Annotated in this window: 18 protein-coding genes and 1 pseudogene; 15 read left to right on the top strand and 4 right to left on the bottom strand. The window is 75.3% G+C overall.

Annotated elements, in window-relative coordinates; all coding sequences use genetic code 11:
• Window positions 1–71 precede the first annotated feature (71 nt).
• The 8 genes from TOK_RS22615 to TOK_RS22580 all read left to right on the top strand — a co-directional run bounded on the left by TOK_RS22615 (window position 72) and on the right by TOK_RS22580 (window position 9,669).
• The gene (locus TOK_RS22615) at window positions 72–1,061 is read left to right on the top strand and encodes a squalene/phytoene synthase family protein (RefSeq protein WP_098959985.1); all 990 of its coding nucleotides are present in this window, start codon (window positions 72–74) and stop codon (window positions 1,059–1,061) included.
• Window positions 1,058–1,990 carry a squalene/phytoene synthase family protein gene (locus TOK_RS22610; RefSeq protein WP_098959984.1) on the top strand — a complete coding sequence of 311 codons (933 nt, stop codon included), beginning with the start codon at window positions 1,058–1,060 and terminating at the stop codon, window positions 1,988–1,990. Before TOK_RS22615 ends, TOK_RS22610 begins: the two co-directional genes overlap by 4 nt.
• On the top strand, window positions 1,987–3,399 hold the full coding sequence (gene hpnE, locus TOK_RS22605) for a hydroxysqualene dehydroxylase HpnE (RefSeq protein ID WP_098959983.1): 1,413 nt from the start codon (window positions 1,987–1,989) through the stop codon (window positions 3,397–3,399). Before TOK_RS22610 ends, hpnE begins: the two co-directional genes overlap by 4 nt.
• Window positions 3,396–4,439 (top strand): polyprenyl synthetase family protein, encoded by a 1,044-nt coding sequence (locus tag TOK_RS22600; protein WP_098959982.1) that lies wholly within the window; start codon window positions 3,396–3,398, stop codon window positions 4,437–4,439. Before hpnE ends, TOK_RS22600 begins: the two co-directional genes overlap by 4 nt.
• Window positions 4,439–6,340, top strand: coding sequence for a squalene--hopene cyclase (shc, locus tag TOK_RS22595; protein WP_098959981.1), 1,902 nt, complete (start codon window positions 4,439–4,441; stop codon window positions 6,338–6,340). The genes TOK_RS22600 and shc overlap by 1 nt, the downstream gene beginning before the upstream one ends.
• Window positions 6,337–7,866 (top strand): 4-hydroxy-3-methylbut-2-enyl diphosphate reductase, encoded by a 1,530-nt coding sequence (gene ispH, locus TOK_RS22590; protein WP_098959980.1) that lies wholly within the window; start codon window positions 6,337–6,339, stop codon window positions 7,864–7,866. The genes shc and ispH overlap by 4 nt, the downstream gene beginning before the upstream one ends.
• Window positions 7,866–8,870, top strand: coding sequence for an adenosyl-hopene transferase HpnH (gene hpnH / locus TOK_RS22585; protein ID WP_098959979.1), 1,005 nt, complete (start codon window positions 7,866–7,868; stop codon window positions 8,868–8,870). The genes ispH and hpnH overlap by 1 nt, the downstream gene beginning before the upstream one ends.
• A gap of 136 nt (window positions 8,871–9,006) precedes the next feature.
• Window positions 9,007–9,669 carry a VC0807 family protein gene (locus TOK_RS22580; protein ID WP_306305159.1) on the top strand — a complete coding sequence of 221 codons (663 nt, stop codon included), beginning with the start codon at window positions 9,007–9,009 and terminating at the stop codon, window positions 9,667–9,669.
• 14 nt (window positions 9,670–9,683) lie between these two features.
• On the opposite strand, the gene TOK_RS22575 is transcribed toward TOK_RS22580, so the two are convergent.
• Complete coding sequence (locus tag TOK_RS22575; RefSeq protein ID WP_253258573.1) at window positions 9,684–10,823, bottom strand: glycosyltransferase; 1,140 nt, start codon at window positions 10,821–10,823, stop codon at window positions 9,684–9,686.
• Window positions 10,824–10,930: 107 nt separating this feature from the next.
• Here TOK_RS22575 and TOK_RS22570 point away from each other — a divergent pair, with 107 nt between their 5' ends.
• From TOK_RS22570 to TOK_RS22560, 3 genes are read left to right on the top strand one after another with little or no spacing between them, the layout of a single operon-like run.
• The gene (locus tag TOK_RS22570) at window positions 10,931–13,465 is read left to right on the top strand and encodes a wax ester/triacylglycerol synthase domain-containing protein (RefSeq protein ID WP_098959977.1); all 2,535 of its coding nucleotides are present in this window, start codon (window positions 10,931–10,933) and stop codon (window positions 13,463–13,465) included.
• A 27-nt stretch (window positions 13,466–13,492) separates the two neighbouring features.
• Complete coding sequence (locus TOK_RS22565; RefSeq protein WP_253258564.1) at window positions 13,493–14,428, top strand: DMT family transporter; 936 nt, start codon at window positions 13,493–13,495, stop codon at window positions 14,426–14,428.
• 4 nt (window positions 14,429–14,432) lie between these two features.
• Window positions 14,433–15,164, top strand: a complete 732-nt coding sequence (locus TOK_RS22560) for an SDR family oxidoreductase (protein WP_098959976.1) — start codon at window positions 14,433–14,435, stop codon at window positions 15,162–15,164.
• A gap of 168 nt (window positions 15,165–15,332) precedes the next feature.
• On the opposite strand, the gene aroQ is transcribed toward TOK_RS22560, so the two are convergent.
• Window positions 15,333–15,782 (bottom strand): type II 3-dehydroquinate dehydratase, encoded by a 450-nt coding sequence (gene aroQ, locus TOK_RS22555; RefSeq protein WP_098959975.1) that lies wholly within the window; start codon window positions 15,780–15,782, stop codon window positions 15,333–15,335.
• Here aroQ and TOK_RS32795 point away from each other — a divergent pair.
• The 3 genes from TOK_RS32795 to TOK_RS22545 all read left to right on the top strand — a co-directional run bounded on the left by TOK_RS32795 (window position 15,769) and on the right by TOK_RS22545 (window position 17,090).
• A complete protein-coding gene (locus TOK_RS32795) occupies window positions 15,769–15,930 on the top strand; it encodes a hypothetical protein (protein ID WP_172457715.1) in 162 nt (53 codons plus the stop codon). The two genes, aroQ and TOK_RS32795, sit on opposite strands and share 14 nt — an antisense overlap.
• 105 nt (window positions 15,931–16,035) lie before the next feature.
• The gene (locus TOK_RS22550; protein WP_098959974.1) at window positions 16,036–16,596 is read left to right on the top strand and encodes a GNAT family N-acetyltransferase; all 561 of its coding nucleotides are present in this window, start codon (window positions 16,036–16,038) and stop codon (window positions 16,594–16,596) included.
• A 35-nt stretch (window positions 16,597–16,631) separates the two neighbouring features.
• A complete protein-coding gene (locus tag TOK_RS22545) occupies window positions 16,632–17,090 on the top strand; it encodes a MarR family winged helix-turn-helix transcriptional regulator (RefSeq protein WP_172457714.1) in 459 nt (152 codons plus the stop codon).
• A gap of 108 nt (window positions 17,091–17,198) precedes the next feature.
• Here the strand turns inward: TOK_RS22545 and TOK_RS22540 are convergent.
• Window positions 17,199–17,567 (bottom strand): annotated as a pseudogene (locus tag TOK_RS22540) (DUF5997 family protein); the annotation flags it as partial.
• Window positions 17,568–17,610: 43 nt separating this feature from the next.
• On the opposite strand from TOK_RS22540, the gene TOK_RS22535 reads away from it, so the two are divergent.
• Entirely contained in the window at window positions 17,611–18,312 is a 702-nt protein-coding gene (locus TOK_RS22535; protein WP_172457713.1) for a LysR family substrate-binding domain-containing protein, read from the top strand.
• A gap of 15 nt (window positions 18,313–18,327) precedes the next feature.
• On the opposite strand, the gene TOK_RS22530 is transcribed toward TOK_RS22535, so the two are convergent.
• Window positions 18,328–19,629, bottom strand: a complete 1,302-nt coding sequence (locus TOK_RS22530) for an MFS transporter (protein ID WP_172457712.1) — start codon at window positions 19,627–19,629, stop codon at window positions 18,328–18,330.
• Window positions 19,630–19,651 lie beyond the last annotated feature (22 nt).

The raw sequence follows: 19,651 nt of genomic DNA, 5'->3' as shown, positions 1-19,651 counted from the left end.
GTGCGCAGAGATCGACTGATCACGGGAGCAGGATTCGACCCGTGGGAGATCGGCGGACGGGGGCGGCGCCGGTGACCGCGACCGGGCCGTCGGAGGCCCGGCTGCGGCACGCGGAGCGGTCCGAGAACTTCCCGGTGGCACTGCGGGTGCTGCCGGGAGCCACCCGTGCGCATCTGCGAGCGGTCTACGACGTCGTCCGGGTCATCGACGACATCGGCGACGGCGACGACAGACCCGACGAATCCCCTTCCGCCCAAGGGGGTCCGCGCCCGGTCACGCCGGAGGAGGCCGCCGACCGGACGGCCCGGCTGCACGGGTTCTGCACCGACCTGCGCCGGGTCTGGGACGACGGTGCGGGCCCCGGGGAGCCGGTCCTGCGCCGCCTGGTGCCGACGGCGCGGGCGTGCGGGCTGACGCGGGAACCGTTCGAACGGCTCGTCGCGGCGAACCTCGCCGACCAGTACGTCACGCGGTACCGCACGTGGGACGACCTGCTCGGGTACTGCGTGCTCTCGGCGGACCCGATCGGGCGCATGGTGCTGGCGGTGTTCGGTGTGGACGCGCCTCCCGGGTCCGACCTGCAGCGCTGGTCCGACTGCATCTGCACGGCCCTGCAGATCCTGGAGCACTGCCAGGACGTCGCGGAGGACCGTGCCCGGGGCCGGGTCTACCTGCCCGTCGCCGACCTGGAGGCGTTCGGCGTGGCCGAGTCCGATCTGGACGACCCGCACACCTCCCCGGGGCTGCGGGCCCTGCTGGCCGAGGTCACCGGCCGCGCGTGCGCGTTGCTCGACGACGGCGCGCCGCTGATCGCCGGACTGCGGGGCTGGGCCCGGGTCGCCGTCGCAGGCTATGCGGCGGGCGGCCGTGCCGCCGCCGATGCATTGCGGCGCAACGACTTCGACGTCCTGGCCGGCAGCCCGCAGACGCAGCGCCGCGACGTCGTCCGGCACCTGGCGCGCGACCTCGCCGGCACGGTGACCCCGGCTGCCGTACGACGTGCCGTAGCACGGAGCACAGGACGAGACCGGAACACACGACGAGACCGGAGCGCCGTATGAGCCGCAGCCCGTCCAGCCCCCTCGACCACGCCTACGCGGCGAGCGAGGCGATCACCCGGGACCAGGCGCGGAACTTCTACTACGGCATCCGGCTGCTGCCCCCCGGTAAGCGTGCGGCGCTCTCGGCGGTCTACGCGCTGGCCAGACGCATCGACGACATCGGCGACGGGGACGCCGGTGGAGACCCGTCGACCGCGGGGAAGCTCGCTGCCCTGGAGCAGGTGCGCGACTCGGTGCGCCACGCCCGTGAGGCCGACCCCGACCCGCACGACCCGGTGCTGGTCGCCGTCACCGACGCGGCCCGGCACTACCCGATCCCGCTCGGAGCGTTCGACGAGCTGGTCGACGGTGTCGAGGCCGACGTGCGGATGGACGACGAACCCGGCGCGAGCGCGCCCTACGCCACCTTCGACGACATGGCCGGCTACTGCCGGCAGGTGGCGGGCTCGGTGGGGCGGCTGTGCCTGGGCATCTTCGGCTCCCGGCCGGACCCGCAGGCACCCGCGTTCGCCGACGCGCTGGGCATCGCGCTGCAGCAGACGAACATCCTGCGCGACATCCGCGAGGACCTGCAGAACGGCCGCATCTACCTGCCGACCGGCGAGCTCGCCCGGTTCGGCGTCGACCTGCGCCTCGACGAGCACGGCAACCTGACCGACCCGGACGGCGCGCTCGCGGAGCTCGTCCGGTTCGCCGCCGAACGGGCCCGCGGCTGGTACGCAGACGGGCTGCGGCTGGTCCCCCTGCTCGACCGGCGCAGCGCCGCCTGCGCGACCGCGATGGCCGGGATCTACCGGCAGCTCCTCGAGGACATCGCCGCCGACCCGCCGTCGGTCTACCACCAGCGCCGGTCCCTGTCGGGCCGGCAGAAGATCGGCGTCGCGGTGCGTGCGCTGGCCGGGCGGGCGCCGGGGGGTGTGCGGGCGTGACCGTGCACGTGGGGGTGGTCGGAGGCGGGCTAGCCGGGGTCGCCGCTGCGCTGCGCTGCGCGGACGCCGGCGCAGCGGTGACGTTGTGGGAGTCGCGGGCGCGGCTCGGCGGCGTCGCCGGGTCGTTCCGTCGCGGTGAGCTCGACGTCGACACCGGCCAGCACGTCGTCCTGCGCTGTTGCACCTCCTACCTGGCCTTCCTGGACCGCCTCGGGGTCCGCGACGACGTGGAGCTGCAGGACCGCCTCGACATCCCGGTCCTCGCCCCGGGTGCCCGGCCCGCGCGGCTGCGCCGGTCCGGGCTGCCCGCGCCGCTGCACCTGGGCGCCGCGCTGGCGCGCTACGGCCCGATGCCGCTCGCCGACCGGCTGCGGGTGCTGCGCGGCGCGCTCGCGCTGGGCCGCGTCGACCCGGACGACCCGGCCGTCGACGCCCGCAGCTTCGGTGACTGGCTCGCCGCGCACGGGCAGCGGCCGCGGGCCGTGCAGACGCTGTGGGACCTCGTCGGCGTCGCGACGCTCAACGCCCGCGCCGCCGACGCCTCGCTCGCCCTGGCCGCGACGGTGTTCCAGCTGGGCCTGCTCACCGACGCAGCCGCGGGCGACGTCGGCTGGGCACGGGTCCCGCTGGGCCGGCTCCACGACGACGCCGCCCGCCGGGCCCTGGTCACCGCAGGCGTCGACGTCCGGACCTCGGCGAAGGTCCGGACGCTCACGAGGGGCCACGACGGGTGGCGGATCGCCCTCACCCACGCGCAGGCCGCACACGCGCAGGCCGGACCCGGCGATCCCGGGCCCGGCGGAGAGGAGGAGCTCGTGGTCGACCGGATCGTGTCCGCCGTCCCGCCCAGCGTCGCCGCCCGGCTGCTGCCGGAGGGCGCGCTCGGTCTCCCCGCGGAGTGGGCGGATCGCCTGGGCAGCTCCCCGATCGTCGACGTGCACGTCGTCTACGACCGCCGGGTGCTGCACCACCCTTTCGCCGCCGCCGTCGACAGCCCGGTGCAGTGGATGTTCGACCGCACCGCGTCGTCGGGGGCACGCGCCGCGCACCCGCCGGGCGCCCAGTACGTGGCGGTGTCGCTGTCGGCGGCCGACGATCTCGTCGGCCTCCCGCTGGCGGCGCTGCGGGAGCTGATGCTGCCCGCGCTGACCGCCGTCCTCCCGGCCGCGGCACACGCACGGGTGCTGGACTTCTTCGTGACGCGTGAGCCGCACGCCACCTTCCGCGCCGGGCCCGGGCAGGCCGCGCTGCGACCCGGGCCGGTCACGAACCTGCCCGGCCTGAGCGTCGCCGGGGCGTGGACCGCCACCGGCTGGCCCGCGACGATGGAGGGCGCGGTCCGCAGCGGGGATGCGGCCGCCGCGGCCGCACTCGCCCGGCCCGTCGTCGCCGCGGGGGTGGCGGCATGACCGCGACCCTGGGCCGGTCGAGCGACCACCGCGATGTCGCCACCGAGGTGCTGCGCCGTGGCCGCGACGTCGTCACCCCGGCCCTGCAGGCCGCCGTCGACCGGCTCGACGACGCCAGCCGCACCCAGGCCCGCTACCACCTGGGCTGGACCGAGCTCGACGGCTCGCCCGGCGCCGGTGGGGGCAAGGCCGTGCGGCCTGCGCTGGCGCTGCTCTCGGCCACCGCGGCGGGCGCCGACGTCGACACGGGTGTCCCGGGTGCGGTCGCGGTCGAGCTGGTGCACAACTTCTCGCTGTTGCACGACGACCTGATGGACGGCGACGCCGAGCGGCGGCACCGCACCACGGTGTGGGTGCAGTGGGGCGCGTCGTCGGCGATCCTGTGCGGCGACGCGATGCTCGCGCTCGCGCAGGAGGTGCTGCTGGAGGCGCCGTCGGCGCATGCCGCGGCCGCCGCGGCACTGCTGGCCGTCACCACCCGGGAGCTGATCCGGGGCCAGGCCGAGGACCTGGCGTTCGAGACCCGCGACGACGTCGGTGTGGCCGAGTGCCTGTCGATGGCGTCGGGCAAGACCGGGTCGCTGCTCGCGGCGAGCGCGTCGATCGGTGCGGTGCTGGCCGGTGCCCCGGCCGCGCAGACCGAGGCACTGCACACCTACGGCCACGAGGTCGGGACGGCGTTCCAGCTGGTCGACGACCTGCTGGGCATCTGGGGCGACCCGGCGGTCACCGGCAAGCCTGTGCTGTCCGATCTCCGGTCGCGCAAGAAGTCGCTGCCGGTGACGTTCGCGATCCGCAACGGCGGCGAGGCCGGCCGGGAGCTCGCGCGCTGGTTGGCGACGGAGGGCGAACCCGCGGAGGACGAGCTGCACGCCGCGGCGCGGCTGGTCGCGGCGGGCGGGGGCCGGGAATGGGCGGCCGCCGAGGCACGCCGCCGCCGCGACCTGGCCCTCGGCGCCGTGACCGGCGCCGGGCTCGCACCCGTACCCACGGGAGAGCTCGTCGCGTTGGCCCACCACCTCGTCGACAGGGAGTTCTGATGACCCTCACGGCGCCGGAGCACCTCGCGACCCGCACGCCGCAGGCCTCGCTGGACGCGGCCGTCGCGTTCCTGCGCGCCGGCCGCCACCCCGACGGCTGGTGGCAGGGCGAGCTCGAGACCAACGTGACCATGGACGCCGAGGACCTCCTCCTGCGCGAGTTCCTCGGCATCCGCACCGACACCGAGACCCTGGAGGCGGCCCGCTGGATCCGGTCCCGGCAGCGCGCCGACGGCAGCTGGGCGACCTTCCAGGACGGTCCCGCCGACCTGTCGACGACCATCGAGGCGTGGGTGGCGCTGCGGCTTGCCGGCGACGACCCCGCGGACCCGCACATGCGGTCGGCGCAGACGTTCGTGCGGGCCGAGGGCGGGCTCGAACGCAGCCGCGTCTTCACCCGGATCTGGATGGCGCTGTTCGGCGCGTGGTCGTGGGACGAGCTCCCCGACATGCCCCCCGAGCTGATCTTCCTGCCGACGTGGTTCCCGCTCAACGTCTACGACTGGGCGTGCTGGGCCCGCCAGACCGTCGTCCCGCTCACGGTCGTCGCAACGCTGCGGCCCTGCCGCCCGCTGCCCTTCGGTGTCGACGAGCTGCGCACCGGCGCGGCCGCGGAACCGCTCGCCAAGCCGTGGACCTGGACGGGGGCGTTCCAGCGGCTCGACCGGGTGTTGCACGCCTACTCGCGGCGCCCTCTGCGGGGCGTCCGCAGGCTCGCGATGCGCCGGGCCGCGGAGTGGGTGCTGGCCCGCCAGGAGGCCGACGGCTCGTGGGGCGGCATCCAGCCGCCGTGGGTGTACTCGCTGCTGGCCCTGCACCTGCTGGGCTACCCGCTCGACCACCCCGCCGTCGCCGCGGGCATCCGGGGCCTCGACCGGTTCCTGGTGCGCGAGGAGACCCCCGAGGGCACCGTGCGGCGGCTCGAGGCGTGCCAGTCGCCGGTGTGGGACACGTGCCTGGCCGTGACCGCGCTGCTCGACGCCGGTGTCCCCGCCGACGACCCCGACGTCCTGGCCGCCACCGACTGGATGCTCGCCGAGGAGATCCCGGACGTCCGCGGCGACTGGTCCGTGCGCCGCCCCGACCTCGCCCCCGGCGGCTGGGCGTTCGAGTTCGACAACGACGGCTACCCCGACACCGACGACACCGCCGAGGTCGTCCTCGCGCTGCGCCGCGTCACCCACCCCGACCCGCAGCGGCTCCGGGCGGCGGTCGACCGCGGCGTCGCCTGGACGATCGGCATGCAGTCGCGCGACGGTGGCTGGGGCGCCTTCGACGCCGACAACACCCGTGTGCTCGTCACCAAGCTGCCGTTCTGCGACTTCGGCGCCGTCATCGACCCGCCGTCCGCCGACGTCACCGCGCACGTCGTGGAGATGATGGCCGCCGAGGGGCTGGCCGCCACCGAGGAGTGCCGCCGCGGCGTCGACTGGCTGCTCGCCGCTCAGGAGCGCGACGGCTCCTGGTTCGGCCGCTGGGGCGCCAACCACGTCTACGGCACCGGCGGTGTCGTCCCCGCGCTCGTCGCCGCGGGCATCGATGCCGATGCCCCGCCGGTCCGCCGGGCCGTCGGCTGGCTCGAACGTCACCAGAACGACGACGGCGGCTGGGGCGAGGACCTGCGCTCCTACGAGGACCCGTCCTGGATCGGGCGGGGCGCCTCGACCCCGTCGCAGACGGCGTGGGCACTGCTCGCGCTGCTGGCGGCCGGGGAGAGCTCCGACGCCGTGGAACGCGGCGTGCGGTACCTCGTCGACACCCAGCTGCCCGACGGGTCGTGGGAGGAGACGCTCTACACCGGGACCGGTTTCCCCGGCGCGTTCTACATCCGCTACCACCTGTACCGGATGGTCTTCCCGATCTCGGCGCTCGGCCGCTACGTGAACGGGCACTCCTCGTGACCACGCCGCTCCCGGCGACCCTCGGCCCCCCGGTGGTCTGTGCGCCGCTCGGGGTCGAGCGCCGCGCCCTCGACGTCGGCGCGCTGCGCGGGGTGCGGGTCGTGCGGACCGGGATGGGCCGCCGTGCCGGCGGTGCCGTCGCGGCGCTGGCCGCCGACGGGCCACGACCCGTCCTCGTCGCGGGCGTGGCGGGGGCGCTGGCGCCGCAGGTCCGGCCCGGTGACGTCGTCGTCGCCGACGAGGTCCGCGACGCCACCGGCGCCCGCGGCCCCGTCACCGTCCCGACGGCCCGCCCGCTCGCCGCCGCGCTGCGCGCGCAGGGGCTGCGGGTGCACGTCGGGCCGGTCGTCACCACCGCGCAGGTCGTCGACGGCGACCGCCGGATCGCGCTGGCCACGACGGGCGCGCTGGCCGTCGACATGGAGTCCGCCGTCCTCGCCGCCGCCGCGGCGGGCGGACCGTTCGCGGTGGTGCGCGTCGTCGTCGACACCCCGGGTGCGCCGCTGCTGCGGCCCGGCACCCCCGCCCGCGGCCTCACCGCACTGCGGACACTGCGCAGGACGGCACCCGCGCTGCGCGCCTGGCTCGACGCCACCGGTCCGCGCACCGTCACGCTCGCCGAGCCACGGTCGTTCTGCGCGGGGGTGGAGCGGGCGATCGAGATCGTCGACCGGGCGCTCGACCAGTTCGGCGCACCCGTCTACGTGCGCCGCCAGATCGTGCACAACGCCCACGTCGTGCGGCGGCTCACCGAGCGCGGCGCGGTGTTCGTCCAGGAGGTCGACGAGGTCCCCCGCGGCGCCCACGTCGTCCTCGCCGCGCACGGGGTCTCCCCCGCCGTCCGCGCCGACGCCGACGCCCGCGGCCTCGCCGTCGTGGACGCCACCTGCCCGCTCGTGGCCAAGGTGCACACCGAGGTGAGACGGCACGCCGGCCGCGGCCAGACGGTCCTGCTCATCGGGCACTCCGACCACGAGGAGGTCGAGGGCACCGTCGGTGAGGCACCGTCGCAGGTCACGGTCGTCGAGGACGAGCAGCACGCCCGCACCGTCGAGGTCCCCGACGCGAGCCGGGTCGCCTACGCGATGCAGACGACCCTCGCGGTCGACGAGGCGATGCGGATCGCGACGATCCTGCGCGAGCGGTTCCCCGCGATCCGCGCCCCCCGCCAGGACGACATCTGCTACGCGACGACCAACCGCCAGCGGGCCGTCCGCGCGGTCGCGGCCGACGTCGACCTCGTCGTGGTCGTCGGGTCGCCGAACTCGTCCAACTCGCGGCGCCTCGCCGAGGTCGCCGCGCGCGACGGCGTGCCCGCCCATCTCGTCGAGGACGTCGGCGAGCTCGACCTGGCCTGGTTCGCCGGGGTGCGGCGGATCGGGCTGTCGGCGGGCGCGTCCGCCCCCGACGACCTCGTCGACGAGGTCGTCTCCTGTGTGTCCGGGCTGGGCCCGGTGACCGTCACGGCCACCTCGACCGGTTCGGAGAACATCAGATTCACCCTTCCCAAGGAGGTGAGCCGGTAATGGCGATGCCGATGCGACAGTCCGTGCGGCTGGGCGCGTACCTGATGAAGCAGAAGATCAAGCGTGTCGACAAGTTCCCGCTGCTCGTCGAGCTCGAACCGCTGTTCGCGTGCAACCTGAAGTGCAACGGCTGCGGAAAGATCCAGCAGCCCGCCGCACTGCTCAAGCAGCGGATGCCCGTCGAACAGGCGGTGGGCGCGATCATGGAGTCCGGCGCCCCGATGGTCTCCATCGCAGGTGGCGAGCCGCTGATGCACCCACAGATCGAGCAGATCGTCCAGGAGCTGCTCGACCGCAACAAGATCGTGTTCCTGTGCACGAACGCGGTGCTGCTGCCCAAGCACATCCACAAGTTCTCGCCGCACAAGAACTTCGCGTGGATGGTGCACATCGACGGTCTCCGTGAGCGCCACGACGCGTCGGTGAGCAAGGACGGCGTGTTCGACCAGGCGGTGGCCGCGATCGAGCAGGCCAAGAAGCTCGGTTTCCGCGTCAACACCAACACGACGTTCTTCGACACCGACACCCCCCAGGACGTCATCGACGTGCTGGACTTCCTCAACGACGACCTCGGCGTCGACAACATGCAGATCTCCCCCGGGTACGCCTACGAGAAGGCGCCCGACCAGGAGCACTGGCTCGGCGTCGAGCAGACCCGGGAGCTGTTCCGCAAGGCGTTCGACGGCGGGCGGCGGAAGAAGTGGCGGCTCAACCACTCGCCGGTCTTCCTCGACTTCCTCGAGGGCAAGGTCGATCTGAACTGCACGGCCTGGGCCATTCCGTCATATTCTCTGCTCGGTTGGCAGAAGCCGTGTTATCTGCTCGACGACGGGTATGTCTCCACGTACAGGGAACTCATCGACGAGACGGACTGGGACGCGTTCGGCCGGGGCAAGGACGAACGGTGCGCCAACTGCATGGCGCACTGCGGATACGAGCCGTCAGCAGTCTTCGCGACGATGGGGTCGCTGCGCGAGTCACTCCGCGCGGCGACCGGAAGCTGAGGGGTCGCCACGTTCCGCGCGACCCGGGGCGCCACAATTCGGGCGTCGGCCCCGTTATCTCCTCGTTACCGGGGTCGTTATGCTTCGGCGACCCCGACAGGAGAGGCGGACCGCGCGAATGCCGGACCACCCCCGCGTGACGACCCTGATCCACCTCCCTCCGATCGGGTCGCTCCTGCGGCAGGCCGGGCGTCCACTTCTCGAGTCGACGCTCATCCCGCTTGCCCTGTTCTGGGTGCTGTTCACCCACGCGGGCTTCGACGCCGGACTGCTCGCGGCCCTGTCCTGGTCGGCGGTGGCGATCGGGCGCCGGCTGGTCCTGCGACGCCGCGTCCCAGCGATCCTCGTCATCAGCACGGTGCTGCTGGTGGCGCGCACCGTCATCGGGCTGTGGACGGGAAGCGCGTTCCTGTACTTCCTGCAGCCGACGGTGCAGAACTTCGTCTTCGCCCTGCTGCTGCTGGCCACCCTCGGCTTCGACCGTCCCTTGCTGGCCAAGCTGGCCGACGACTTCTGCGCCTTCCCCGACAGCCTCACCGCGCACCCGCACATGAAGCGGTTCTTCAAGCGGGTGTCACTGCTGTGGGCGATCGTGTTCCTGATCAACGGGGCGACGACGCTCACGGTGCTCGCGACCCAGACCGTCGGCAACTATCTGATGGTGTCCACGGCGGGCTCGTACTCGCTGGTCGGTCTGGGGATCGTGACATCGCTGTGGTGGTTCCGCCGCTCGATGCGCGGGCAGGGCATCCGGCTGCGCGTCGGGTTGCCCGTCGCCGGTCCCGTCCGCGTGGGCTGACCTGCGGGTTCGCCTCAGGCCCGCGCAGCGGGGGTACGGACCCGCACGGCCAGGTCCCGCAGTGCGGCGTCGAGGTCACGGGCCCCGAACTCGGCGGCCCGCGCCCGCAGCGGCGCCGTGACCCCGGGGTCGGCAGCCAGCCGGGCGATGGTGGTGGTGACGTCGGCAGGGCGCGGGCACACCAGTGCGAGGCCCGCCTCCTCGGCCAGCCGCGCCCCGGCGCGGCCGTGCCCGGCGACGGGCGCGGCGAACACGACCGGACGCCCCACCGCGAGCGCCTCGGTCGCGATGACTCCGCCCGCGGTGGTGAGGACGACGTCGCTCGCCGCGACGAGGTCGGGCACCCGGTCGGTCCAGCCGACGACGCGCAACGTCGCCTCCGGCAGACCGCGGGCCGCCAGCTCCGTGCGCAGCCGCTCGTTGCGCCCGCAGAGCACGACGACCCGCACGGGGGGCCGCGCGGCGAGCACCGCGTCGACGACCTCCGTCACGTCCCCGAAGCCGAGGGACCCCCCGGACACGAGCACGGTGAACCCGTCTCCCGGCCAGCCGAGGCCGGCGCGGGCCTCGACCCGGTCGCACGGGGCGAACCGGACGTCGACGGCTGCGGGCGCGACCCGCACGTCGGCGCCGGGGGCCGCGGCCAGTGCCTGGTCGCGGGAGGACTCCAGCAGCGTCCACGTCTCGTCGACGTCGCGCCACGCCCAGTACGGGTGCACGGCCATGTCGGTGACGACGGCGACGCTGCGCCCCGGCAGCCTGCCGTGGCGGCGCAGCCACGCCAGCCCGCCGCTGGTCATCGGGTAGGTCGACACGACGAGGTCGGGGTGCTCGGCGTCGACGAGTCCGGCGAGGTCGTGGCCGATGCGGGCCGCGGTCACCGCCTTGAACGGCCCGGCGGCCCGCGGGGCGTGCAGCAGCGCGTCGTAGGCGACGCCGTAGAGGCCTGGCGCCCAGCGCATCGTCGCCGCGTAGCTGCGGGCCAGGGTGGCGTCGCGGTGCGCGCTGCCGGTGCTCTCCACCTCGCGCACCACCGTGCGCGGCCACAACGCCCGCATCCGCGCCGCCAGTGCCCGGGCCGCGGCGACGTGGCCCTCCCCGACCGGTGCGGAGAGCACCAGGACCCTGCCCGGCCCGTCGTGCGGGCCGATCATCTCCACGACACGAACGCTAGCGCGGTCACCGGCGCGGCGTCCGGCGGGACGTCCCGCCCGGCGCGCAGTGCCGCCCGCGCAGGCACGAGCACGGAACGGGTGGCGGGATGAGCACCGGCACGAGCACGTCCGTCGGAACCGGCACCGGGACCCGCCCTGCGGTCGCGTCCCCTCCCGCTCCCCCGGCGCCGCCGCCCGGCGCGCCCCGGCGGGTCCTGCTCGTCACCGGCAGCCTCGGCGAGGGCCATCACGCCGCCGCCCGCGCCGTCGAGGAGCAGGCCCGCGCACTGTGGCCCGGCGTCGAGGTCGTCTGGACCGAGACACTCGACGCCATGGGGCCCGCCGCCGGGTCGCTGTTCCCCGCGATCTACGCCGGGTGCGTGCGCCGCCTGCCCTGGCTCTACGAGCTGTACTTCCGGGCGCTGTGGCACGTGCCGCCGTTCCGGGCCGGGACCCGCGCGGTCGTGTCCCGCTGGAGCGCCCGCGGCATCGCGACGGCGCTGGCCGCGCACGAGCCCGACCTCGTCGTCGCCACCTTTCCCGAGGCGGTGCTGGGCCTGGGCCGGCTGCGCCGCACGGGCAGGCTGACCGTGCCGGCCGCCGCGCTCGTCGCCGACCCCGCACCCCACCCGCTGTGGGGGGACAAGGCCCTCGACCTGCACCTCGTGAGCACTCCCGGCGGTGCGCGGCTGTTGCGCCGCGCCGTGCCCGGCGCCGCCGTCCGGGTCGCGGCGCTACCCGTGACGGGCGCGTTCGCACCGCCCGCCGACGACGCGCCCGTCCGGGCCCGGCCGCTGGTGTACGTCTCGTGCGGGTCGCTCGCGTTCGGCGACGTCGCCGGGGCCTGTGCCGCGGTGCTCGACGGCGGCGGCGACGTGCTGGTCAGCGCGGGCCGGGTGCCGTCGGTCCGGACCCGGCTCGAACGCCTCGCCGGGCACCACCCACGCGGCGTGCGGATGCGCGTCGTCGACTGGGTGTCCGACCCGGCTGCCACCACCCGCGACTGCGACGCCGTCGTCACCAACGCCGGCGGGGCCACCGCGCTGGAGGCGCTGGCGTGCGCGCGGCCGCTGCTGCTGTTCGCCCCCATCCCCGGGCACGGCCGCGCCAACGCCGAGCTGCTCGCCCGCGAGGGCCTGGCGACCGTGTGCCCCGGTCCGGATGAGCTGCGCGACGCCGTCGCCGCGCTCGTCGACCCCGGCGTCCGCGCCGACACCGCGGCGACGCTGCGGGCCCGGCTCGCCGGTGCCGACCTCGCCGCCGACGTCGCCGCGCTCGTCCCGGCCCGGCCCGACACCGTTCCCGGCGAGCGGGTCCGGGCCCAGGACGCCCTGTTCCTGCACGCCGCGACCGCCGACGTCCCGCAGCAGGTCGGGGCCCGGTTGCTGGTCGAGGACGTCACCGGGCCCGGCGCCGGTCCCGGGGTCGCCGCGGCGTGGCAAGCCCACGTCGCGCAGCTGGTCACCGAGCGGGCGGGACGCATCGAGCTGCTCACCCGCCGCCTCGCGCCGGTCGAACCCGGCCGGGCGCGGCGCTGGGTCGTCGACCCCGCACCCGACCCCGCCCGCCACGTCCGCCCCGACACGGTCTCCGTCGGCCCCGGCGGCGACCACGCGACCTGGGACGACGCGCTGACCGCGTTCTTCACCGACCCCGTCGACCCCGAGCGGACCGGCTGGCAGATCCTGATCGCCCGGCACACCGGTGGCGAGGGCATCGGGGTGCTGGCCAAGGTCCACCACGCGCTCGGTGACGGGCTCGCGGTCACCGACGCCCTCATCCGGCTGCTCACCGACGAGGAGGCCGCGCTGCCCGGTCGTCCCTCCGGCCGTGGCCCCGGTGACGCGGGCGGCCCGCCGACCGTCCGCGACCGGGTGCGCGCGGCGGCGCGGATCGTCCGCGGCGTCGCGGGCCTCGCGACGGCGGGCACCGCGGGCCGGTCCCCGCTCACCGGACGGGTCGGCGGTCCCGGCCACCACCGCGTCGGGGTGCGGCTCGACGGCAAGCAGGTCCGCGAGACCGCGCGTGGCCACGGCGTCGGCACCACCGCGCTGGTGCTCGCCGTCATCGCCGAGTTCCTGCACCGCCATCTCGACGCGAACGCCCCCGGCGGGGCCCCGGACCGCGTCCGCGCGATGGTGCCGCTCACCACACGCACCGCCCGTGGTGTCGGCAGCCGGTCGGCCGGCAACCGCACCGCCGCGGTGTCGCTCGACCTCCCGACGGGGGTGATGACGCCCGCCGCGCGGGTCGCCCGGGTGGCCGAGCTCCTCGACCGCGGCACGACGAGCGGGCAGCCCGAGGGCGCCGCCGCCGTGCTGCGGCTGCTCGGTGTGCTGCCCGGCCGCGCGCAGGGGCCACTGGTCGGCGGCGTGTACGGGCGGCGGTTCTTCCATCTGCTCGCCTCGGTCATGCCCGGCGCGCGCCGGCCGCTGCACATGCGCGGCGCCCTGATCAGCGAGGTCTACCCCGTCCTGCCGCTGGCCGAGGGCGTCGGGCTCGCCGTCGGGGCCCTCAACTGGGGGCGGTGGACGACGCTGGGAGTGTCGGTGGACGCCGGTATCGTCCGCGGGATCGGGGGAATACCTGATTGTCTCCACGCGTCGTTGCGCGATATGAGTGACGTGTGCGGCCGGGGGTGACCGCACACCGGGGAGCAGTGGCTGGGGGTGGCGTTGGACGCCTCGATGGGCATGTTCATCGCGGTCCCCGCTGCCGTCCTGGGGGCCGCGGGGTTCGGCCTGGCCACGGCCGCCCAGCAGCGGGCCACCAAGGAGGTGGAGGTCACCCCGACGTTGAGCCCGCGGCTGCTGGTCGAGCTGTTCGGCCGGCCGATGTGGCTGCTCGGTCTCGTCGCGACGATCGCGGCGTTGCTGCTGCAGCTCGTCGCGCTCGCGTTCGGGCCGATCGCCGTCGTGCAGCCGCTGCTGGTCACCGGCGTCGCGTTCGCCGCCGGGTTCTCCGCGCTGATGGCCCGGCGCCGCCCCGACGTCGTGATCCTGCTCGGCGCGCTGTGCTGCGCCGCGGGCCTCTCGGCGTTCCTGCTGCTGGCCCGGCCGATCCCCGGCGGGACGCACGAGAGCCTCGACCTGTCCGACGGGCTGCCGCTGGGGATCGCGCTCGCCGCGCTCGTCGTGGGCTGCCTGGTCTACGCGGCGGTGGTCGCGCACCCGTCGCGGGTGCTGGCACTCGCCCTGGCCACCGGGGTGCTCTACGGCGTCACCGCGGGGCTGATGAAGGTCGTCACCGGGCAGCTGCGCATCGGCTGGACCGAGCCGTTCGGGCACATGGCGCTCTACGTGGTGTGTGTGATCGGGCCGCTCGGGTTCCTGCTCAGCCAGAACACGTTCCAGCAGGGCAGGCTGATCTCGCCCGCGGTCGCGGTGATCACCAGCGTCGACCCGGTCGTCGCCGTCCTGATCGGGGTCGGCTGGCTGGGCGAGCAGCTCGACACCTCCCCCGGCAAGCTCGTCGGGGAGTGCATCGCCGCGCTGGTGGTCGTCGCCGGGATCGCACTGATCACCGCGCGCGGCACCCACCTGCTGCACCGCTTCGAGGCCATGGAGGCCGTCGGCGCCCGGCCCGCTGGCCCCGCGCCGGGGTGAGCGCGTGAGCAGCGGCACCGCGCTGGTCACGGGTGGCTCGTCCGGCATCGGTGCGGCGGTCGCACTGCGGCTCGCCGACGCCGGCTGGGACGTCGTCGTCAGCGGGCGTGACCGGGTCCGGCTCGACGCCGTCGCCGCCGCCTGCGGGGGCAGCGCCGTCGTCGCCGACCTCGCCTCCGCCGAGGGGGTCGGGACGGTCCGCGCCGCCGCCGACGGCCGGGTCCGGCTGCTGGTGCACGGCGCCGGCCTGGGCTGGGCCGGTCCGGTGCAGGACACCCCGGCCCCCACCGCCGACGCCATGCTCGCGGTGAACCTCGCCGCCCCGATCCGGCTCACCACGGCCCTGCTGCCCACCCTGCGCACCCGCGACGGGCACGTCGTGTTCATCGCCTCCGTCGCTGCGGTCGGCGTCGGCGGCGAGGCGGTCTACTCGGCGACGAAGGCCGGGCTGCGCGGGTTCGCCGACGCGGTGCGCCTGGAGTCCGGGGTGCGGGTCACGACGATCCTCCCCGGCGCCGTCGACACCCCCTACTTCGCGCGCCGCGGCACGGCCTACCACCGCTCGTTCCCGCGGCCGGTGAGCGCCGACCGGGTGGCGGCCGCAGTCGTCGACGCCGTGGGGCGCAACAGGTCCGAGGTGTTCGTGCCGCGCTGGCTGACGTTGGGCTCCCGGGTGCACGGCGCGGTCCCCGCAACCTTCGCCCGCCTCTCCCGCCGTTTCGACCCGCCGCACTGACCGTCGCACCGGCCTGTGGGTCCCGCGGGCTCACGCCACGCTCCGCCGACGTCGACGTGGGACCTGGTTCGATCATGGGTGGAACCAGTCGAACGTCGAACTCGGCAGGGGTCGAACTCGGCAGGGGTCGAACTCGGCAGGGGTCGAACTCGGCGGGGTGTCGGGCGGTCAGCGGGTGGCGAGGCCCCGCACGGCCAGCGCGTACCCGGCGACGCCGAAGCCGACGACGATCCCCGCCGCCACCGGCGAGACGTAGGAGTGGTGCCGGAAGGTCTCGCGACGGTGCACGTTGGAGATGTGCACCTCGACGACAGGGACGTCGATCGCCTCGATCGCGTCGTGCAGCGCGACCGAGGTGTGGGTGTAGGCGCCCGCATTGAGCACCACACCCGGGCAGCCCCGGGTGGCGCCGGCCTCGTGGAGCCAGTCGACCAGTGCTCCCTCGTGGTTGGTCTGCCGGAGGTCCACGGCCCAGCCGTGCGCCGCCGCCTCGTCACGACACAGCGCGGCGACGTCGTCGAGCGTCGCCGACCCGTAGACCTGCGGGTTGCGGGTGCCGAGCAGGTTCAGGTTGGGGCCGTTGAGCACGAGGACCGTCGGCTGCGTGGACGTGGTCACGACGGTGATCCTCCCGCACCCCGCCGCCCCGGCACCGTCGGCCCCGGGGACCGGTCGGACCACCTCACAGCCAGGCCAGGGCGACCGCGACCTCGACTCCCCCGGCGTCCGCGCCGAGCTGTGGTTCGCGCTGCGGGTCCCGACCTGACCGTGCGGGCGCACCGGCCGGCCCGGGCAGCACGTCCGCGTGACGAGCCGGACAGGCCGGTCCGGCGCGAGGTGGGCACGAGAGGGCCGGTGGCATGATCTCGGCATGGCGCTGACGAGCCGGCTCGCGACCCCTGCCGACCTGCCCGCGCTCGCGCCACTCGTCGACGCCGCGATCGGCAGGCTGCTCTCGCCGTGGCTCGACGCCACGCAGGTCGAGGCGAGCCGGGCGATCATGGGCGTCGACACCCGGCTGGTCGACGACGGCACCTACTTCGTGGTCTTCACGGGCGGGACCGTCCTCGCCGGGTGCGGCGGCTGGAGCAGACGGGCCACGCTCTACGGGGGCGACCACACCGCCGGCCGCGACGACGCCCTCCTCGACCCCGCGACGCAGCCCGCCCGCATCCGGGCGATGTACACCCATCCCGACCACGTCCGACGTGGTGTGGGGTCGCTGGTGCTGCGGCTGTGTGAGGCGGCCGCCGCCGCGGAGGGCTTCACCCGCGTCGAGCTGATGGCCACCGTCGCGGGCCGGCCGCTCTACGCGGCGGCGGGCTACACCGTCGACGAGGAGCTCGACGACACCTCGACCGGTGTGGTGGTCCCCCTCGCCCGGATGAGCAGGTCGATCGCCCCGGGAGACACGCCCGCCGAGCGGCCCTGATAGTCATGACGGATGCAGCCCCAGAGGAGCGCCGCGTGAGCGACCCCGTGACGTTCGATCCGGAGTCCGTCGCGCGCCTGCGGCGGGCGATCGTCCGGCTGGCCCGTGTGCTCAACGCGTCGGCGATCAGCGAGGACCTGACGCCGAGCCAGGCGTCGGTGCTGGCGATCATCGGGTTCCGCGGGCCGATCGGGCCCACCGAGGTCGCACGCTTCGAGGGCATCAACCCGACGATGCTGTCGCGCATCGTCACGAAGCTCGACTCGGCGGGACTGATCCGCCGCACCCCGCACCCGACCGACCAGCGCGCGGCGCTGCTGGAGGCCACCGACGCCGGCCGCGCGGCGACGCAGCGGATCCGGGAGAAGCGGTCGGCGACGGTCACCGCGGTCCTGGCGGACATGCCGGCGACGATGACGGCCGCGCTGCTCGCGGCGCTGCCGGCGATGGAGGACCTCGCCGACGGGTTCGACCGGACCGCCGAAACACGCTGAGCGGACTCCCCGTCAGCTCCCGACCCGAGGACCTCGACGCTTCGCGGCCCGCGCGGGCTGCCTGGTCCGCTCGGGCTGCGGCGTCCGCGCGGGCTGTGTGGCCTGCTCGGTCCGCTGGGCCCGCACCCGCGCCTCCTCGCGCTGGGCCTCGGCCCGGGTGGCCCGCTCACGGACCAGCCACTCCGGCGGCTCCTCCTTCAACGTCGTGATCTGGGCGGTGGTGAGCGGCTCGGTGATCTCGGCCCGGGCCAGCCCGGAGATCGACACCCCCAGCCGGTCGGCGACGACCTGGCGCGGATGCGGGCCGTTGCGTCGCAGCTCGCGCAGCCACTCGGGCGGATCGGCCTGCAGGGCGTCGAGCTCGTCGCGCGAGACCACCCCCTCCCGGAACTCCTCGGGTGTCGCGTCGAGGTACACGCCGAGCTTCTTGGCCGCGGTCGCGGGCTTCATCGTCTGGGTGGACCTCTGCCGCGTCATGTGCCGAGGATATCGGGGCCGGACCAGCCGATATCGTGGGTGGGTGACAGGACCGGGCGAGACCGCAGTGTTCCGGCTCGGTTACGTCCCGGGCGTCACGCCGGGCAAGTGGGTGCGGATCTGGGCCGAGCGCCGTCCGCACGTCCCACTCGAGCTGGTCGCGGCGACCACGGACGTGGCCGTGGAGCTGATCCGGACGGGCGCGGTCGACGCCGCCGTCCTCCGGCTGCCGATCGACCGGGTCGGCCTCCACACCATCCCGCTCTACACCGAGACCACGGTGGCCGTCGTCCCGAAGGAGCACGTCGTCACCGCGGCCGAGGAGGCCACGGTCGCGGACCTGGCCGACGAGGTCGTCCTGCGCCCACAGGACGACGAGCTCGACTGGCCCGCCGACCCGCCGGGGCGGGCGGCGGCCTTCGACCCCGCGACGACGGCCGAGGCGGTCGAGTACGTCGCCGCCGGTGTCGGCCTGCTGGTCGTCCCCCAGTCGCTGGCGCGCCTGCACCACCGCAAGGACCTCACCTACCGGCCGCTGACCGACGCGCCGGGCTCGGACGTCGCGCTCGCCTGGCCGGACGCGCCGAACACGGAGCTGATGGAGGAGTTCATCGGGGTCGTCCGCGGGCGCACCGTCAACAGCTCGCGCACCCCCCGCCGCAGCGAGGGTCCCGCGACGCCCGCCCCCACGAGGAAGCCCGGCGCCCGGCGCGCGGCGCCCCGGCGTGGTGCGCACCGTCGTTGAACCCACGCCCGGTGGTCACGCCGCCGACCCGGGCGCGGCCGCGCAGCCGCAGCCGCCGTCGCGCTGCGTCGCGGCCAGGTCCGTCCCGGCGGCGGCCCGCGTCCCGGCGGGCTCGCGCGGCCGCGGCGGACGCACGACGAGGAACGCGACGAGACCCGCGACGGTCGCCACCGTCGCGGCGAGGAACCCGGCCGGGTAGCCGCCGGAGCCCTCGGCGAACACCGACACGAGCAGCGGCCCACCCACCATGCCCAGCGACACGAACCCCATCGACCAGCCGGTGATGGTGCCGAACGCGCGGGTGCCGAAGTAGTCGGCGCGGATGGCGTTCATCGCAGGCCCGCGCAGCCCCCAGGCCAGGCCGTGGACCAGCGCGGCGGCGACGACCAGCACGAGGCTCGACGCCGTCGCGAGGACGACGAGCACCGCGGTCTGGACCACCATGCAGCCGACGGCGAGCCGGCGTTTGTCGAACCGGTCGCCGACGACCCCGGTGACGATCTGGCCGACGAGCTGGGTGACCGACATGCCTGCGACGGCGAGCCCCGCGATCGCGAGGTCGAAGCCGCGGCCGTGGGTCATGAGCGGGACGAGGTGCAGGTTCATCGCGCCGACGGCGACGAGGGCGCAGCCGTGCCCGACGATCAGCAGCCAGAACGCGGAGGTGCGGATCGCGGCGCGCAGGTCCATGTCGGGCCCGGTGCCGGGGTCGGGTCCGACGACGGGTGCCTCGGGTGCGGCCACGGCGACGCGGCGACGTCCCCAGCGCATGCCCTGGCCGGACCGGGCGGGCCGCGCGACCGGGCCCGGGAGCCACAGCGTCGCCACCAGCCCGACGACGAGCGTCACCGCCGCGACGACGAGGAACGTGGTGCGCCAGCCGACCGCGTCCAGCAGCCAGACGACGGCCGGGACCAGCAGCCCGCCGAGCGCGATCCCGCTGGGCAGCAGCCCGAGGGCGAGGGTGCGCCGGTCGGTCAGCGACTGCACGACGGCGACGGTGAGCGGGGTGATGCCGGCCGCCGAGCAGCCCAGGGACACGACGACGACGGCGCCGATGAACCCGCCGGTGGTGCCCGCCTGCGCGACCATCGCGCAGCCGGCCGCGGTGAGCAGGGTGCCCAGCGCGGCGACGGCGCGGGTGCCGAACCGGTCGCAGGCCCAGCCGGTGACCGGGGAGATCGTGCCGTTGCCGAGCTGGATGATCGCGAACGCGACGGCGACGAGCCCGGGTGTCCATCCGGTGTCCGCGGTGATCGCGACGAGATAGGCACCGAACGCGCTGATCACGCACCCGGTCTGGACGGTGAGCAGCACCGCTCCGGCGACGACGACGCCC

The organism is Pseudonocardia sp. N23 (assembly GCF_002583555.1).
Taxonomy (GTDB): domain Bacteria; phylum Actinomycetota; class Actinomycetes; order Mycobacteriales; family Pseudonocardiaceae; genus Pseudonocardia.
This window is presented reverse-complemented; position numbering and strand designations above follow the sequence as displayed.

Bases quoted from the DNA above. Each gene is read 5' to 3' on its own strand.
- hpnH (WP_098959979.1), top strand. From the start codon at position 7,866: ATGGCGATGCCGATGCGACAGTCCGTGCGGCTGGGCGCGTACCTGATG.
- TOK_RS22575 (WP_253258573.1), bottom strand. From the start codon at position 10,823: ATGATCGGCCCGCACGACGGGCCGGGCAGGGTCCTGGTGCTCTCCGCA.
- TOK_RS22570 (WP_098959977.1), top strand. From the start codon at position 10,931: ATGAGCACCGGCACGAGCACGTCCGTCGGAACCGGCACCGGGACCCGC.
- shc (WP_098959981.1), top strand. From the start codon at position 4,439: ATGACCCTCACGGCGCCGGAGCACCTCGCGACCCGCACGCCGCAGGCC.
- TOK_RS22600 (WP_098959982.1), top strand. From the start codon at position 3,396: ATGACCGCGACCCTGGGCCGGTCGAGCGACCACCGCGATGTCGCCACC.
- TOK_RS22550 (WP_098959974.1), top strand. From the start codon at position 16,036: ATGGCGCTGACGAGCCGGCTCGCGACCCCTGCCGACCTGCCCGCGCTC.
- TOK_RS22610 (WP_098959984.1), top strand. From the start codon at position 1,058: ATGAGCCGCAGCCCGTCCAGCCCCCTCGACCACGCCTACGCGGCGAGC.